This window comes from Ramlibacter tataouinensis (assembly GCF_001580455.1).
Lineage (GTDB): Bacteria > Pseudomonadota > Gammaproteobacteria > Burkholderiales > Burkholderiaceae_C > Ramlibacter > Ramlibacter tataouinensis_B.
In genome coordinates, this window is record NZ_CP010951.1 from 4528528 (window position 1) to 4544042 (window position 15515).

The following is a 15515-nucleotide window of genomic DNA, read 5'->3' on the forward strand; positions in this document are numbered from 1 at the left end:
CCGAGCTCAACCATGGGCCCGGGCTCGTGCCACCCAAGCGCGAGCCGCTGCGCCACAATCGGCCTCATGAATTCGCTGATCCGAGTCGTCTCGGGAGAGTCGGCGCTGGTGCTCGACTCGCCGCACAGCGGCGTGAGCTACCCGGCCGATTTCCGGCATGCCTGTGAGCTGCGCGCACTGCGCCAAGCCGAGGACACCCACGTCGAGAAGCTCTACGACTTCGCACCCGCCATGGGCGTGGCGTGGATCGAGGCACTGTTCCCGCGCAGCTACCTCGATGTCAATCGAAACGTGACGGAGATCGACGCCGCCCTGTTTGACGAGCCCTGGCCCGATGCCATGGAGACCGAAGCCAAGGCACTGTCCAAGGTGCGGCTGGGCAAGGGCCTGGTCTGGCGCTGCACCGACGATGGCGTGCCGCTGTACGACCGGCACCTCTCGGTGCAGGAAGTGCGCAGCCGCATTGAGCACTGCTGGCAGCCCTACCATGAGGCCGTGGGGACGGCCATCGCCCGGGCCCATGCGCGCCACGGCTACAGCATCCACCTGAACTGCCATTCCATGCCGGCCGTGGCTGCGCAGTTCGCAACCGACTATCCCGGTCTGGTGCATGCCGATTTCGTCATCGGCGACCGCGACGGGACCAGCGCCGACCCGCAGCTGTCGCGCCGGATCTGCCGCTACCTCGAGTCGCTGGGCTACAAGGTCTCGTACAACCATCCGTACAAGGGCGTTGAACTGGTACGCCGTCACGGCGATCCTGCCGGCCAACGGCACAGCATTCAGGTGGAGGTCAACCGCAAGCTCTACATGGATGAGAAGACGCTGGAGTTGCACGCGGGGTTCGAAGGCCTGAAGGCGAACCTGCACAAGCTGATCGACATGCTGCTGGCGCTGGACCCGCGCCGCGACCTCTGATGGAGGCGACACCCCATGGACCGCGTTGACGCCCTGGTGGTCGGTGCGGGCGTCGTCGGCCTGGCGGTGGCACGGGCGCTCGCGATGACGGGCAAGGAAACCATCGTCTGCGAGTCGAACGCGGTCATCGGGCAGGGCGTGAGTTCGCGCAACAGCGAGGTCATCCACGCCGGCCTCTACTACGTGCCCGGCTCGCTGAAGGCGCGCCTGTGCGTGCGGGGCAAGGAACTGCTCTATGCGCTGTGCGCGAGCCATGGCGTGCCGCATCGCAATTGCGGCAAGCTGGTGGTGGCCCAGGACGAGTCGGAAGCCGCGGCGCTGCAGGCCCTGCGCGATCGAGCGCTGGCCAACGGCGTGCCGGTGGAAATGCTGGACAAGCGGGCGGCGCTGGCGATGGAGCCGGCGCTGCGTTGCGTCGCGGCCTTGTTGTCGCCCAGCACGGGCATCGTGGACAGCCATGCGCTGATGCTGGCCCTGCAGGGCGACCTCGAACGCGCCGGCGGGATGGTCGCATTGAGTTCCGCCGTCGATTCGGCAACGCTGGGGCGTGGGGGCGAGCCGCACGTGATTCGCATGGCCGACGGCAGCGAACTGGCCGCCGGTGTGCTCGTCAATTCAGCCTCGCTGCACGCCTGCGCCCTGGCGCGGCGCTTCATGGGCCTGGACGCCGCCTTCGTCCCGCAGGAGCACTTCGCCAAGGGCAACTACTACACGCTGGCCGGCCGGGCGCCCTTCAGCCGGCTGGTGTACCCGGCGCCCGCCGACGCCTGGCTGGGGGTGCACCTCACGCTGGACCTGGGCGGGCAGGCGAAGTTCGGTCCCGACCTCCAGTGGCTGGACACGCACGATGCCGACGCGCTCGACTATGAGGTCGATCCGCGGCGCGCCGACGGCTTCTACGCCGAGGTGCGGCGTTACTGGCCCGCGCTGCCGGACGGTGTCCTGCAGCCCGGCTACAGCGGCATCCGGCCCAAGATCCACGGACCGCACGAGAAGGCGCCGGACTTCCGCATCGACGGCCCCGGCGTGCACGGCGTGCCCGGCCTGGTCAACCTGTTCGGGATCGAGTCGCCGGGGCTCACCAGCAGCCTGGCCATCGGCGAACACATCGCGGGGATGCTCTCATGAAGCACATTGCCATTTGGGCCTGCTCCTGCGCGGCCACCGGTGCGGCGATGGCGCAGCAGACAACCGCCCTGCAACCGGTGACGGTGACCGCGACGCGCACGGAGGCGGCGCCCTTCGACGTGCCGGCATCGGTCTCGGTGATCGACGGCGAGCGCATGCGCTCGGCGGCCCGGCCCGAGATCAACCTGTCGGAGAGCATCTTCGTGGTGCCGGGCGTGGTCGCGCGCGACCGGCAGAACTACGCGCAGGACCTGCAGTTGTCCATCCGCGGCTTCGGCTCTCGTTCGACCTTCGGCGTGCGTGGCGTGCGCCTCTATGTCGATGGCATTCCGGCAACCATGCCGGACGGGCAGGGACAGCTCTCGCATTTCGACCTGGCGTCAGCCGGCCGCCTGGAAGTCTTGCGGGGGCCGTTCTCCGTGCTGTACGGCAACTCCTCGGGGGGTGTCGTCCAACTGTTCACCGACCCCGGCCAGGGACCGGCACAGGCCACGGGCACGCTGGCGCTCGGCAGCGACGCCCTGGTGCGCCCGGGTGTGCGGGTGACCGGCTCCACGCCCTCGCTGGGCTATGTGGCAAGCATCAACCATCTCGGCTACGACGGCTGGCGCGACCACAGCGAGGTCAGGCGCGACCTGGGCAATGCACGGCTGGATTTCCAGACCGGCGAGGGCCGGCAGTGGACCGTGGTGGCCAATGCGCTGGACCTGCGGGCCCAGGATCCCCTGGGCCTGACGCGCACGCAGTTCGACTCGAACCCGCGCAGCGTGGACCCGGCGGCGCTGCAGTTCGACACGCGCAAGACCGTGGACCAGCAGCAGCTCGGCCTGGTGCACGAGGCCCGCCTGGCGCAAGGCGACCTGCTGCGCTTCATGTTGTACGCCGGCCATCGCGACACCACGCAGTTCCAGGCGATCCCGGTCGCGCCACAGCTGAGTCCACTGCATCCCGGGGGCGTGATCGGGCTCGATCGCGACTACGCGGGCGCCGACCTGCGCTGGACGCGCCGCACGCAGCTTGGCGGCGGCCCCTTCGAAATGGTGGCCGGCCTGGCCTACGACCAGATGCAGGAGCATCGGCAGGGCTGGCAGAACTTCGTCGGTACCTCCCTGGGCGTGCAGGGTGCCCTGCGGCGCGACGAGGACAACCAGGTGAGCAACATCGACCCCTACCTGCAGGCCCTGTGGAAACCGGCGCCGCGGTGGACGGTGACGGCCGGGGTGCGGCACAGCAGCGTACGCTTCGAGTCGGACGACCACTACATCGTCCCGCCCAACGGGAACGACAGCGGCAGCGTGAACTATGGTGCGACGCTGCCGGCGGTGGCGCTGATGTATGCGCTGTCGCCGCAGGCCCATGTGTATGGCGCCTATGGGCGCGGTTTCGAGACGCCTACCTTCAACGAATTGGCCTACCGGCCGAGCGGGGCGCCGGGCCTCAACTTCGGCCTGCAGCCCTCGCGCAGTGACAACTTCGAGCTGGGCCTCAAGGGGCGCGCCGCCCCGGATGCGCTGCGCAGCGAATGGACCGCCGCCGTTTTCCAGACCAACACGCAGGACGAGATCGTCACGCAGACCAATGTGGGGGGCCGCAGCACTTTCCAGAATGCCGGCGCCACGCGCCGGCGAGGGGTCGAACTCTCGTGGCTGAAGGAACTGCCGTTGCAATGGCAGTTCCAGCTGGCGCAGACCTGGCTCGACGCGCGCTATCGCGATTCATTCACGACCTGCGCATCGACGCCGTGCACCACGCCCACCCTGGTCATTCCGGCCGGGAACCGCATCCCCGGCACGGCGCGCTCGGTGACGGGCGCGGAACTGGTCTGGCAGCCGCCCAAGGGCTGGCGCGCCGGTGCGGAGCTACGTTACTCCAGCGAGGTCTGGGTCAATGACGCCAACACCGAAGCCGCGCCGGCCTACACCACGGTCGCCGTGCACGCCGGCTATGTGATCGACTTCAAGGGCTGGCTGCTCAATGCAGCGGCGCGCATCGACAACCTGTTCGACCGCCGCTACGCCGGTTCGGTGATCGTCAATGAGGGCAACGGCCGCTACTACGAGCCGGCGCCAGGCCGCACCTGGATCGTCAAGGTCACCGGCACCTATGCCTTTTGAGCCAGAAGGCTCTCACCCTTGAGCGCGCGGGCGATTTCATCCACCAGGGCCGGCCCGCGGTAGATCAGGCCGGTGTAGATCTGGACCACATCCGCGCCGGCATCGATCTTGGCCAGCGCGTCCTTGCTGCTCAGGATGCCGCCCACGCCGATGATGGGGAAGCCGGGGCCGAGCACCGACCGCAGGCGGCGGATCACGCGGTTGCTGGCCTCCAGCACCGGGGCGCCGCTCAGGCCCCCGGCTTCCTGCGCGTGCGGCAAGCCCTGGACGGCATCGCGGCTCACCGTGGTGTTGGTGGCGATCACGCCGTCCATGCCGTGGCGCTTCAGCGTCGCGGCGATGAGTTCGACCTGGGCCTCGTCCAGGTCCGGCGCGATCTTGACGAAGACCGGTACGCGCCGGCCGTGCTGTGCGGCGAGCTTTTCGCGCTCGGCGGCGATCTCCGACAGCAGGGCGTCGAGCGCGGCGTCCGACTGCAGCGAGCGCAGGTTGCTGGTGTTCGGGCTGGAGATGTTGACGGTGACGTAGTCCGCATGCGGGTAGACGCCCGCCAGTCCCTTCAGATAGTCGCTGGTGGCCTCTTCGATCGGCGTGGCCGCGTTCTTGCCGATGTTCAGGCCCAGGATGCGGCCCTTGCGCCGGAACGAGGCGCGCTGCACGTTGGCGACGAAGGCCTCCAGCCCGTCATTGTTGAAGCCGAGCCGGTTGATGAGGGCGTTGGCTTGCGGCAGCCGGAACATGCGCGGCTTGGGGTTGCCGGGCTGCGGCTTGGGCGTCACGGTGCCCACTTCCACGAAGCCGAAGCCCATCGCGCCCAGGGCATCGATGCAGCGCGCGTTCTTGTCCAGCCCAGCGGCCAGCCCCACGCGGTTCGGGAACTTCAGGCCGGCCAGCGTCACGGGGTCTTCCACCAGGCCATTGCAGTAGGCCCACTCGAGCGGCGTGCCTTGCACGCGCGCCAGCGACTGCAGGGTCAGCTCGTGCGCGGTTTCGGGGTCGAGCCCGAACAGGAAAGGGCGGGCGAGCGAGTAGGGCAGCAGCGACATGGATAATCCGTTTAACTTCCGGATTGTCTCAAATGACCCAGGACGAACTCAAAGCGCTGGTGGGCCAGGCCGCGCTCCAATACGTGGTGCCCGGCCAGGTGGTGGGCGTGGGTACGGGCTCCACGGTGAACAAGTTCATCGACGCGCTCGCCACGATGAAGGACCGCATCCCCGGGGCGGTGTCCAGTTCGGTCGCATCGACCGAACGGCTGCGCGCGATCGGCATTCCCGTCTTCGACTCGAACGAGGTCGAGCGCATCTCCGTCTACATCGATGGCGCCGACGAGATCGACCACCGCGGGTTCATGATCAAGGGCGGCGGCGCGGCGCTCACGCGCGAGAAGATCGTGGCGGCGCAAAGCGAGCGCTTCATCTGCATCGCCGACGAGAGCAAGCTGGTCGAGGCGCTGGGGCGCTTTCCGGTGCCGGTGGAGGTGATCCCGATGGCTGCGCAGCGCGTGGCGCGCCAGTTCGCCGGCATGGGCGGGGTGGCCAAGCTGCGCATGAAGGACGGACAAGCGCTGGTAACCGACAACGGCCAGCACATCCTCGATGTCAGCGGGCTGGCCATCCGCGATCCGCTCGCCTTCGAAAGCGAAGTGAACCAGTGGCCGGGGGTGGTGACGGTGGGCGTGTTCGCCCACCAGAAAGCCGCCGTGTGCCTGCTGGGCACCGCGGCCGGGGTCAAGACACTGAACTTCTAGATCAGAACCGGATGCCTGCGGGATTTTCCGTCGGCATTTCGGTGGGAGCGGCCGTCCGGCCCGTGGGTGCGGCCGTGGCCTGGCGCGTAGGCGCCGGCGTGCGGGGGGAGTCGTCCAGGGCCACCAGCGGTGTCGCCGGGCTGGGCACATAGGAGGGCGGCAGCTGCGAGGTCCGGGGATAGCCGGCCGCGTCGAGGAACTGGGCCCATTCGATGTCGCTGTAGCCCCTGAGCTGCTGGCTGCCGATGGTCAGCACCGGCACCGTCGTGGCGCCCATGCGCTTGAAGGCCTCGCTGTCCTCATTGGTGGTCACGGTCTTCTCGGCGAAGGGGATGCCGCGTGCCATTAGCATGGAGCGCCCGGTAGCGCAGGTATTGCACCCGGGCGAGGTGTAGAGCGTCACGGGATAGCGGCCGGCCGCCTGGCGCAGTTCGAAGGGCAGTCCCGCGAGATTGGCGCCGCCGCTGCCCCGCACTGCAACCGGCGCCGCGTTGCCGGTGGGTCCCGTGGCGGGTGGCTGGTCGGAGAAAGTCACGCGCCCATCGGGTCCGACGATTTTGTAAATCTGTTGCGCGTTCGCATCGGGAGCGATGCCGGCCACGAGGACCAGAACGCCGGCGGCGACAAGACAGCGGGCCAAAACCATCGGAATCCACTCCTTCATTTGTCGGTTTTCTTCAGGCCATTCCCTGGTGGCGAAGCAACGCGTCCAGAGTGGGTTCGCGTCCGCGGAAGGCCTTGAACGATTCCATCGCCGGGCGGCTTCCGCCCGACTCGAGAATCGCCTGCCGGTATTTTCTCCCGGTTTCGACACTGGGCAAGCCATTTTCGTCCGCGCTTTCCTCGAAGGCGGCGTAGGCATCGGCGCTCAGGACCTCGGCCCACTTGTAGCTGTAATAGCCGGCCGCATAGCCGCCCGCGAAAATGTGACTGAATGTATGCGCGGTGCGGCTGAAGGCGGGCGGCTGGATCACCGCCACTTCGTCGCGTACCTTGGCCAGCAGCGGCATGAAGTCGCCCTGCGGGTCGTGCTCGGTGTGCAGCAGCATGTCGAACAGGCCGAACTCGATCTGGCGCAGCGTCGCCAGGCCGCTCTGGAAATTCTTGGCCGCCAGCATCTTGTCGAACAGGGCGCGTGGCAGCGGCTCGCCGCTGTCCACATGAGAGGTCATGTGGCGCAGCACCGCCCACTCCCAGCAGAAGTTCTCCATGAACTGGCTGGGAAGTTCAACCGCGTCCCACTCGACGCCGCTGATGCCCGACACGTCGAGTTCGTTCACGCGCGTGAGCATGTGGTGCAGGCCGTGGCCGAATTCGTGGAACAGGGTGATGACGTCGTCGTGCGTCAGCAGCGCCGGCTTGCCCTCCACGCCCTGCGCGAAGTTGCACACCAGGTGGGCCACCGGGGTCTGCAGGCGGCCGCTGTCCGGCCGCAGCCAGCGCGCGCGCACGTCGTCCATCCAGGCTCCGCCGCGCTTGCCCGTGCGCGCAGCCGGGTCCAGGTAGAACTGGCCCACCAGTTCCCCGTTGCGTTCGATGCGGTAGAACTCGACCAAGGGGTTCCAGGCCGGGGCCTGGTCACGCTGGATGGCGACCTCGAACAGCGTCTCGACGATCTTGAACAGGCCCGCCAGCACCTTGGGCGCCGTGAAGTACTGCTTGACCTCCTGTTCGCTGAAGGCATAGCGCTCCTCCTTCAGCTTCTCGCCGATATAGGGCCAGTCCCAGGCCTGCGGGTCACCGATGCCCAGCTTGACGGCGGCGAAGGCGCGCATGTCCGCCAGGTCCTTCAACGCATGCGGGCGCGCCCGGGCCGCGAGATCGCGCAGGAACGAGACCACCTGCGCCGGCGAGTCGGCCATCTTCGGCACGACCGACACCTCCCCGAAGTTGCCGTAGCCCAGGAGCTGCGACTCCTCACGGCGCAGGGCGAGGATCTCGCGCATCAGGGCCGTGTTGTCCAGGCGCGGCTCGCCCTGGTCGCTGGCGCGGGTGACGTAGGCGCGGTACATGCGTTCGCGCAGGGCCCGGTCGTGACCAAACTGCATCACCGGCAAGTAGCTGGGCATCTTCAGCGTGAGCTTGTAGCCGGCTTTGCCATCCTCCTGGGCGGCGGCGCGGGCGGCCAGGACCACGTCCGCGGGCAGGCCCGCGGCTTCGGCTTCACCGGCGTAGTAGGCAAAGGCGTCGGTGGCGTCCAGCGCGTTCTCGCTGAATTTCTGGCTCAGTTCCGCCAGCCGTTCCTGGATGGCGGCGTAGCGCTCCTTGGGGGCGCCGGATAGTTCGGCGCCACCCAGCACGAAATTGCGGATCGCATTCTTGTGCGCCTGCCGCTGCTCGGGATTGAGCGTCGCCGCGTCGATCGCCTTGTACTTGGCGTACAGGCGCTCGTCCGAGCCCAGCCGGGTCCAGAAGTCAGTGACCTTGGGCAGCGCTTCGTTGTACGCCGCGCGCAGTTCGGGCGTGTCGGCGACCGCATTGAGGTGGCTCACCACGCCCCAGCCGCGACCCAGCCGCTCGGTGGCGGCTTCGAGCACCTTGGCGATGGCATTCCAGTCGCTGGGGAAGTCGGCCTGCGTGACCTGCGCCAGCGCCGCGTCGGCGGCGGCCAGCAACTGGTCCACGGCGGAAGCCACGTGATCCGGCCGGACCTGGTCGAACCGGGGGAGATCTTCGAAGTCGAGGAGGGGATTGCTCATGTCGGTCATTGTGCGGCACCTGCACGAAGCTTGTGGCCAGCGAGGGAATTCTGCTGCGGCGGCTGCGGCGGCTGCGGCGGCTGCGGCTGCTGCGTCAGCGTCGCCTGCAATTCACTCTTCAACCACTCGATGAAAACGCGCGTGCGCAGCGGTAACAGGCGCGCGCTCGGGTAGACGATGCTCACGTTGCGGGCAGGCTCCTGGAAGCGCTGCAGCACCACACGCAGCCGCTGGTCGCGCACATGCTGTACGACCTGGTAGGACTGGAAGCGGCTCGGCCCCAGCCCCGCGGCGCAGGCTTCGAGGCGTGGCGCGCCCAGGTTGCACTCGAAGTTGCCTTGCACCGGCACCGAGAACGGTTTGCCATCTTCATCGGCGAAGTTCCACTGCCGGCCGTCCGCGCCGATGATGCAGTTGACCTTGGCCAGTTCGCGCGGGTGCCGTGGCACGCCGTGGCGGCGGAGCCAGTCGGGACTGGCTGCCACCACGAGGCCGATCTTCCCGACCGGCTGCGCCACCAGGCTCGAATCGGCGAGGTGGGCAATGCGCACCGCGAGGTCGTGGCCCTCGTGCACGATATCGACCACGCGATCGAACAGCGCGAGATTCACCCGCATCTTCGGGTAACGCTGGAGGAAGCGCGCCACCGCCGGCGCGACGTGCATGTGGCCGAACAGCACCGGGGCGGTCACGCTCACCGTGCCGCTGGGTTCGTCCACCTGGGTACTGCTCGCCAGCAGCGAACGGTCGGCCTCATCCATGTCGGCCAGGATGCGGCGCACACGCTCCAGGTACAGCCGCCCGTCTTCGGTAAGCGACAGGCGCCGCGTGGTGCGGTTGAGCAGCCTCACGCCGACCTGGGCTTCCAGCGCGGCGAGCTGCCGCACCACGGCAGGAAGCGAGGAATCCATGGCGTCTGCCGCCGCAGTGAGGCTGCCCTTGTCGACGATGGCCACGAAGGTTTCGAGTGCCCTGAACTTGTCCATCGGCACATGATTGCTCCGGCAATCGGAGCAGTCAAATCCGCCGGGACGTATTTATTGCGACGATCTTGCCGTCAAGAATCGGCCGGACACAGCGACCGCCACAGGAGATGCACATGGCCACACCATCCACAGCGCAGCCCGCGCGCCCCATCAAGCTTTACCGCTACGACCTATCGGGCCACTCCCACCGCGCAGAGCTGTTCCTCAACCTGCTGCGACTGCCGTACGAAAGCATCGACATCGACTTGCGCGCCAAGGCACAGAAGCGCCCGGAATTCCTGGCGCTCAACGTCTTCGGGCAGGTGCCGGTGATCGACGACGCGGGCACCGTGGTGCCCGACTCGAACGCCATCCTCACCTACCTGGCGCTGAAGTACGGTGCGCCTCACTGGTTGCCGCGCGAGCCCTTGGGCGCGGCGCAGGTCCAGCGCTGGCTGTCAGTTGCCGCCGGGCAACTGGCCTCCACGGCGGCGCGGGCGCGCGTGCTCAGGGTGTTCGAGCTGCCGGGCGATGGCAGCGTCGAAATCGCCGGCGCGAAGGCCCTGTTTGCCGTCGTGGAAGAGACATTCGGCGATCGGCGCCCCTTCCTCATAGGCAGCGACCCGACGATCGCCGACGTGGCGCTCTACAGCTACACGGCGCATGCACCGGAAGGCAACGTGCCGCTCGAGCCTTACCCTGCACTGTGCGCGTGGCTGGGCCGCATCGAGGCACTGCCGGGGTTCGTGCCGATGCGGGCCAGCGCCGTCGGCCTGCGCGCGGTCGCGTGAGGGCGCCCTCCATGTCGCAACTTTCCGGTTGGCCGCACCCGGGCGTCGCGCCTTTCCATGCCGGTGAACGCGCGGCACAGGCCAGGACCGGCGTCGCCGAACGCATGGCCGAAATCGGCCATCGCGCGATGCGCGGCGCGATGCCGCAGCAGCATCGTGATTTCTTTCCCCTGCTGCATTTCGTGGCGCTGGGTGCGGTCGATGCACAGAGCCAGCCGTGGGCGACACTGTTGGCGCGCGAGACCCCCGGCTTTGTGTTTGCGCCTGACGAAGCCACCTTGCAGGTGGATGCCCTGCCCCCGGCCGATGACCCGCTCGCGGACCTGTTGAACGTGGGGGCATCGCTCGGCCTGCTGGGCATCGAACTGCCGACACGCCGGCGCAACCGCGCCAATGGCCATGTGACCGTGCGCACGGACAAGGGGTTCTCGCTGGCCGTGCTGCAAAGTTTCGGAAACTGCCCGAAGTACATCCAGACGCGCGAATTGCTGCCGCCGGCCTGGCCGCGGCAAGCGCCTGCCGCCACGCGCCGGGGTCGGCAACTCGACGCCGGCATGCGCGCACTGGTGAACGCGGCCGACACGTTCTTCATCGCGACTCACGCGGCCGGGGAGGGCCCCAACGGTGGCAGCGACGTGTCGCATCGCGGCGGGCGGCCAGGCTTCGTCCGCGTGAGCGACGACGGGCGCTCACTGACCTGGCCAGACTTCACCGGCAACTCGTTCTTCAATACGCTGGGGAATCTCCTGGCGCAGCCGCAGGCCGGGCTGGTGGTGCCCGACTTCACGACCGGTGGGCTGCTCCACATCGCAGGCCGTGCCGAGGTCATGTGGGAAGGCCCGCAGGTACGGGCCTTCGCGGGCGCTCAGCGCCTGGTGACGCTGGATGTCGACGAGGCGCTGTTCAGGCCGGCGGTGCTGCCGTGGCGCTGGGACCTGGTGGAGCAGTCGCGAGCGCTGGAGGGTACCGGCACCTGGTAGCCCGCCCGGCGGCGCGAGCGACGTGCGAGCTGGACTTTCAGGGGCTCGCCCGCTCGGCCGCCTCGAGGGTGTTGACCAGAAGCATCGCCCGCGTCATCGGCCCGACCCCGCCGGGCACGGGCGTGATCCAACCGGCAACCTGCTTGACGCCCTCGAAATCGACGTCGCCACAGAGCTTGCCTTCGTCGTTGCGGTTCATGCCCACGTCGATCACCACCGCGCCGGGCTTGACCATGTCGGCCGTCAGCACGTTGCGCTTGCCGACGGCGGCCACGACCACGTCGGCCTGCAGGGTGAGCGCCTTGAGGTCGCGGGTGGCGCTGTGGCACATGGTCACGGTGGCATTCTTTCCCAGCAGCATCATGGCCATGGGCTTGCCGACGATGTTGCTGCGGCCGATGACGACCGCGTGCTTGCCGCGCAGCTCGTAGCCGATCGACTCGAGCATCTTCATGCAGCCATAGGGCGTGCAGGGCCAGAACCCGGGCCGGCCCACCATCAGCGCCCCGGCGCTGGCGACGTGGAAACCATCCACGTCCTTGGTCGGCGAGATGGTCTCGATGACCTTTTGCGAATCCATGTGCTTGGGCAGGGGCAGCTGCACCAGGATGCCGTGGACCTTGGGGTCGGCGTTGAGCGCCCGGACGCGCGCGAGCAGGTCCTCCTCGGACAGGCTGGCCGGATAGGTTTCCAGCGTGGCCGACAGGCCAGTTTCGGTGCTGTCGTTGACCTTGTGCCGGGTGTAGACCTGGCTGGCCGGGTCTTCGCCCACCAGGATGATGGACAGCTGCGGCTGGACGCCGCGGGCCTTCAGGCCTTCGGTGCGGCCTGCCACTTCGGCGCGGATCTGCCGGGCCAGCGCGTTGCCGTCGATGAGTTGGGCGGTCATGCGGTTCTCTTCGCCCGGACCAGCACGCCGGGCCACAGGCGCGGCCGGGGCCGCGGTTTCAGGTCTTGGAGGCGTTCTGCCCGAGGGCGATCTTCAGCAGGTCGGCCACGGTGTTGGCATTCAGCTTTTCCATGATGTTGGCACGGTGCGCCTCCACCGTCTTGATGCTGATGCCCAGGTCGTCGGCGATCTGCTTGTTCAGGCGCCCGGCGACGATGCGCTCGAGCACCTGGGCCTCGCGGCTCGTGAGCTTGGACAGCAGGGCGTCGCGGCTGGCGGCGCTCTGGTATTCGGCAAAGGCGCCCTTGGCGTGCTCCAGCATGCGCTCGACCAGGCTGACCAGCTCGTCTTCCTTGAAGGGCTTCTGGATGAAATCCATGGCGCCCTTCTTCATGGTGTTCACCGCCATGGGCACGTCGCCGTGGCCGGTGATGAAGACGATGGGCAGCGGCGACTTGCGCTCGATCAGGCGGTCCTGCAGTTCCAGGCCGGTCATGCCGCCCATGCGGATGTCGACGATCAGGCAGGCGACCTCGCGCGGGTCGTAGCGGGAAAGGAAGGATTCGGCGGAGTCGAAGCAGCGGACGCGATAGTCCTTGCCTTCGAGCAGCCATTGCAGCGAGTCGCGCACGGCCTCGTCGTCGTCCACCACATAGACCGTGCCTTTTTTGGGAATCAAGCTCATACCGCGACTCCGGCGTCCTTCTTCGCTATGTTGTTGGTAGCGCCGGAGACCGGAACCCAAAAGGAGAAACGGCAGCCGGCAACGTCGGCGCCATTGTAGATGTTCTCAGCCTGCATCCGCCCCTGGTGCGATTCAACGATGGTGCGGCATAGATTCAGGCCGATGCCCATGCCTTCGACCTTGGTCGAAAAGAAGGCCTCGTAGAGCCGTTCCATCACTTCCGGCGAAAGGCCCTGGCCGGTGTCGGTCACAGAGAATTCGATCACCTGCTGCTCGTCGACCTGCTGCGGGATGACGCGCAATTCCACGCCCCGGCGGGCCGCCGGCCGCCGCGCGTTGTCGATCGACTCCGCTGCGTTCTTCAGCAGGTTCACCAAGACCTGCTCGATCAGGATCGGGTCCACCATCACCTGGGGCAGGCGCGCGGCCACGTAGTGCGTGAGCCGGACGTTGCGGCGGCGCAGCTCGATCTCGGCCAGTTCGACCGCCTCGTTCACCATCTGGGCGATGTCGGCGAGTGTGCGGTTCGGCTCGCTGCGCTTCACGAAGGAGCGGATGCGCTGGATGATCTGGCCCGCGCGCTGGGCCTGGCGCGCGGTCTTCTCCAGCGCCGCCAGCAGGTCCTCGTCGCTGATCTGCTTGCGCTTGATGCGCGACACCAGGCCGTGGCAGTAGTTGTTGATGGCGGTGAGCGGCTGGTTCAGCTCGTGCGCCACGCTGGAGGCCATCTCACCCATGGTGACCAGGCGGCTGGCGGCCTGGGCGCGCTCAGCCTGGGCGGCGGACTGCTCCTCGGCATGGCGCCGCTGCGTGATGTCGGTGGCGATCACCATCTGGGCGAGGCGCCCGTCCACCCAATTGAGGTAACGCGAGCGCACTTCCAGCCACTTGCCCAGCTCGGGCACGTAGATTTCCGCATTCTCGGAGCGGGCGGTGGTCAGGGCCCCGGTGGGCAGGCCGACGAACGAATCCACGTCGTCCAGCGATTCGTCGCTGCGCGGGTGCTCGGGCACGCCGGCCTGGGCGACCATCTGCAGGTGGCCCACGGTCTGCACTCCGAACCATTGCCGGTACAGCTTGTTGGCGAACAGCAGTTCCTCGCTGCCCAGGGGCGCCACCGACACCGAGGCGTCGAGGGCCTCGAGCACGGTGGTGAAGCGCTCGTACGAGGCGGAAAGCTGCTCGCGGATGCGGTTCGGCTCGGTGATGTCGGTCATCGAGGTCATCCAGCCGGCCTGGTGGCCCTTGGCGTCGATCAGCGGCGACACGTACAGCCGGGCGTCGAACAGCGAGCCTTCCTTGCGCTTGACGCGCACCTGGATGCCACTGGGCGCGGCGCGGCCGTGGATCTCGTCGTCCAGCCGTGCCGCCAGCAGCTCGCGGTCTTCCTCGGGCCAATAGGGGAAGGGCGGGGTGCGGCCGACCAGTTCGGCCTCGCTCCAGCCGGTCATCTGGCAGAAGGCCGCGTTCACGTAGGTGATCCGGCCCTGCATGTCCAGCGCGCGCATGCCGGTCAGCATGGAGTTCTCCATCGCCCGGCGGAAGTTGGTCTCGGCGATCAGCGCCAGCTGCGCCTGCATGCGGCGTCGCGTGTGCCGCCAGTTGCCGATCAGCATCCAGGCCGTCATGGCCGACAGCACGCCGACCAGCCAGAACAGGCCGCTGCCGATCACGCCGAGCGAGGTCCGGTAGGCCTGTCCGCGAATCAGGAGGCCGTTGCCCACCGGCGAGACCGGAACTTCGTATTCGTTGTTCTGCGCCGCCCAGGGCAGGAGGTGCGTGGCCGCGTTGCGGGCAGGCACCGAGGTTCCCGCGAGCACGCGGCCCTTGCCGTCCAGCAAGGCCACCGCGTACTTGGCCGACACTTCGGCGGGCACGCCGTGGCGCAGCAGCCCGTCGATCGAGTACTCGGCGAGGATGACGCCGCCGAAACGCCCCTGGTTGGCCAGCGGGATGTGCAGTTGCAGCAACCCGTTGGCATCGGAGCTGGCCACCGGCTGCGCGTACACCGGCTGCTGCAGGTCGCGCACCAGGCCGAACATGGTCTCGGTTTCGCCGGGGCGCAGCACCTCGCCCGCCACGCGCAACTGGTGGTTCGAGACGCTGGGCGCGGCGTAGCTGGCGATGATCCGCCGCTTTTCATCAATCCAGCTCACGGCCTGCAGCTCGGCGTACTGGACCACCATGGATTCCGCCCGGCCCATGAACTCCTCGGGGTCGACGTCCTTGTTGGAGACGTCGCGGGCGATGCGCATCAGCTGCTCTTGCCGCTCCAGCAGGCGCAGGCGCACGCGCTGCTGCGCGTATTCGATGTCGCGCTTGACAGCCTCCTGCTCACGGTCCATTTCTTCCAGCCGCAGGTAGCCGAAGGCCGAAACGATGGCGGCGAGGAAAAGCAGCACCGCGACCAGCGGAGCCAGCATGGCGAACCGGTCCTGGCGGCCGGGGGTCTGGCCCTTCCACCAGCGTTGCCAGTAGTGTGCAGGCGCGGCCGGATCGTGGATTTCGGAGCTGAGGACGGAATCTTGCATCGACGTCCGAGTGTAGGCCCTCGGGGCCGCAACCCCGGCCGGGCGCCGGCGGAAGGGCGCACGGC

Annotated in this window: 13 protein-coding genes; 6 read left to right on the forward strand and 7 right to left on the reverse strand. The window is 68.0% G+C overall.

The window, feature by feature from the left end:
• Positions 1-66: 66 nt before the first annotated feature.
• From UC35_RS21075 to UC35_RS21085, 3 genes are read left to right on the forward strand one after another with little or no spacing between them, the layout of a single operon-like run.
• Complete coding sequence (locus UC35_RS21075) at positions 67-918, forward strand: N-formylglutamate amidohydrolase (RefSeq protein WP_061503202.1); 852 nt, start codon at positions 67-69, stop codon at positions 916-918.
• A 15-nt stretch (positions 919-933) separates the two neighbouring features.
• Positions 934-2046: an NAD(P)/FAD-dependent oxidoreductase gene (locus UC35_RS21080; RefSeq protein WP_061503205.1), complete on the forward strand. Its 1113-nt coding sequence runs from the start codon at positions 934-936 to the stop codon at positions 2044-2046.
• Positions 2043-4160 (forward strand): TonB-dependent receptor, encoded by a 2118-nt coding sequence (locus tag UC35_RS21085; protein WP_061503206.1) that lies wholly within the window; start codon positions 2043-2045, stop codon positions 4158-4160. Before UC35_RS21080 ends, UC35_RS21085 begins: the two co-directional genes overlap by 4 nt.
• Here the strand turns inward: UC35_RS21085 and UC35_RS21090 are convergent.
• A complete protein-coding gene (locus tag UC35_RS21090; protein ID WP_061503208.1) occupies positions 4148-5206 on the reverse strand; it encodes a quinone-dependent dihydroorotate dehydrogenase in 1059 nt (352 codons plus the stop codon). The two genes, UC35_RS21085 and UC35_RS21090, sit on opposite strands and share 13 nt — an antisense overlap.
• Before the next feature lie 32 nt (positions 5207-5238).
• On the opposite strand from UC35_RS21090, the gene rpiA reads away from it, so the two are divergent.
• Positions 5239-5910 (forward strand): ribose-5-phosphate isomerase RpiA, encoded by a 672-nt coding sequence (gene rpiA, locus UC35_RS21095; protein ID WP_061503211.1) that lies wholly within the window; start codon positions 5239-5241, stop codon positions 5908-5910.
• 1 nt (position 5911) lies between these two features.
• Here rpiA and UC35_RS21100 read toward each other — a convergent pair whose 3' ends face one another.
• From UC35_RS21100 to UC35_RS21110, 3 genes are read right to left on the reverse strand one after another with little or no spacing between them, the layout of a single operon-like run.
• Complete coding sequence (locus UC35_RS21100) at positions 5912-6556, reverse strand: glutaredoxin domain-containing protein (protein WP_061503982.1); 645 nt, start codon at positions 6554-6556, stop codon at positions 5912-5914.
• A gap of 31 nt (positions 6557-6587) precedes the next feature.
• Complete coding sequence (locus UC35_RS21105) at positions 6588-8609, reverse strand: M3 family metallopeptidase (protein ID WP_061503983.1); 2022 nt, start codon at positions 8607-8609, stop codon at positions 6588-6590.
• Positions 8610-8614: 5 nt separating this feature from the next.
• Entirely contained in the window at positions 8615-9595 is a 981-nt protein-coding gene (locus tag UC35_RS21110) for a LysR family transcriptional regulator (RefSeq protein ID WP_082793421.1), read from the reverse strand.
• A gap of 113 nt (positions 9596-9708) precedes the next feature.
• Between UC35_RS21110 and UC35_RS21115 the strand changes: the two genes are divergently transcribed.
• Together UC35_RS21115 and UC35_RS21120 are read left to right on the forward strand one after the other, a co-directional pair.
• A complete protein-coding gene (locus UC35_RS21115; protein ID WP_061503984.1) occupies positions 9709-10365 on the forward strand; it encodes a glutathione S-transferase family protein in 657 nt (218 codons plus the stop codon).
• An 11-nt stretch (positions 10366-10376) separates the two neighbouring features.
• Positions 10377-11345: a pyridoxamine 5'-phosphate oxidase family protein gene (locus UC35_RS21120; protein ID WP_061503213.1), complete on the forward strand. Its 969-nt coding sequence runs from the start codon at positions 10377-10379 to the stop codon at positions 11343-11345.
• Positions 11346-11382: 37 nt separating this feature from the next.
• Here the strand turns inward: UC35_RS21120 and folD are convergent, their stop codons facing one another.
• Genes folD through UC35_RS21135 form a run of 3 tightly spaced genes read right to left on the reverse strand, consistent with a single transcriptional unit; the run spans position 11383 to position 15450 of the window.
• Complete coding sequence (folD, locus tag UC35_RS21125) at positions 11383-12234, reverse strand: bifunctional methylenetetrahydrofolate dehydrogenase/methenyltetrahydrofolate cyclohydrolase FolD (protein ID WP_061503215.1); 852 nt, start codon at positions 12232-12234, stop codon at positions 11383-11385.
• A gap of 58 nt (positions 12235-12292) precedes the next feature.
• Positions 12293-12919, reverse strand: a complete 627-nt coding sequence (locus tag UC35_RS21130) for a response regulator transcription factor (protein ID WP_061503217.1) — start codon at positions 12917-12919, stop codon at positions 12293-12295.
• A complete protein-coding gene (locus UC35_RS21135) occupies positions 12916-15450 on the reverse strand; it encodes a PAS domain S-box protein (RefSeq protein WP_061503219.1) in 2535 nt (844 codons plus the stop codon). Before UC35_RS21135 ends, UC35_RS21130 begins: the two co-directional genes overlap by 4 nt.
• Positions 15451-15515 lie beyond the last annotated feature (65 nt).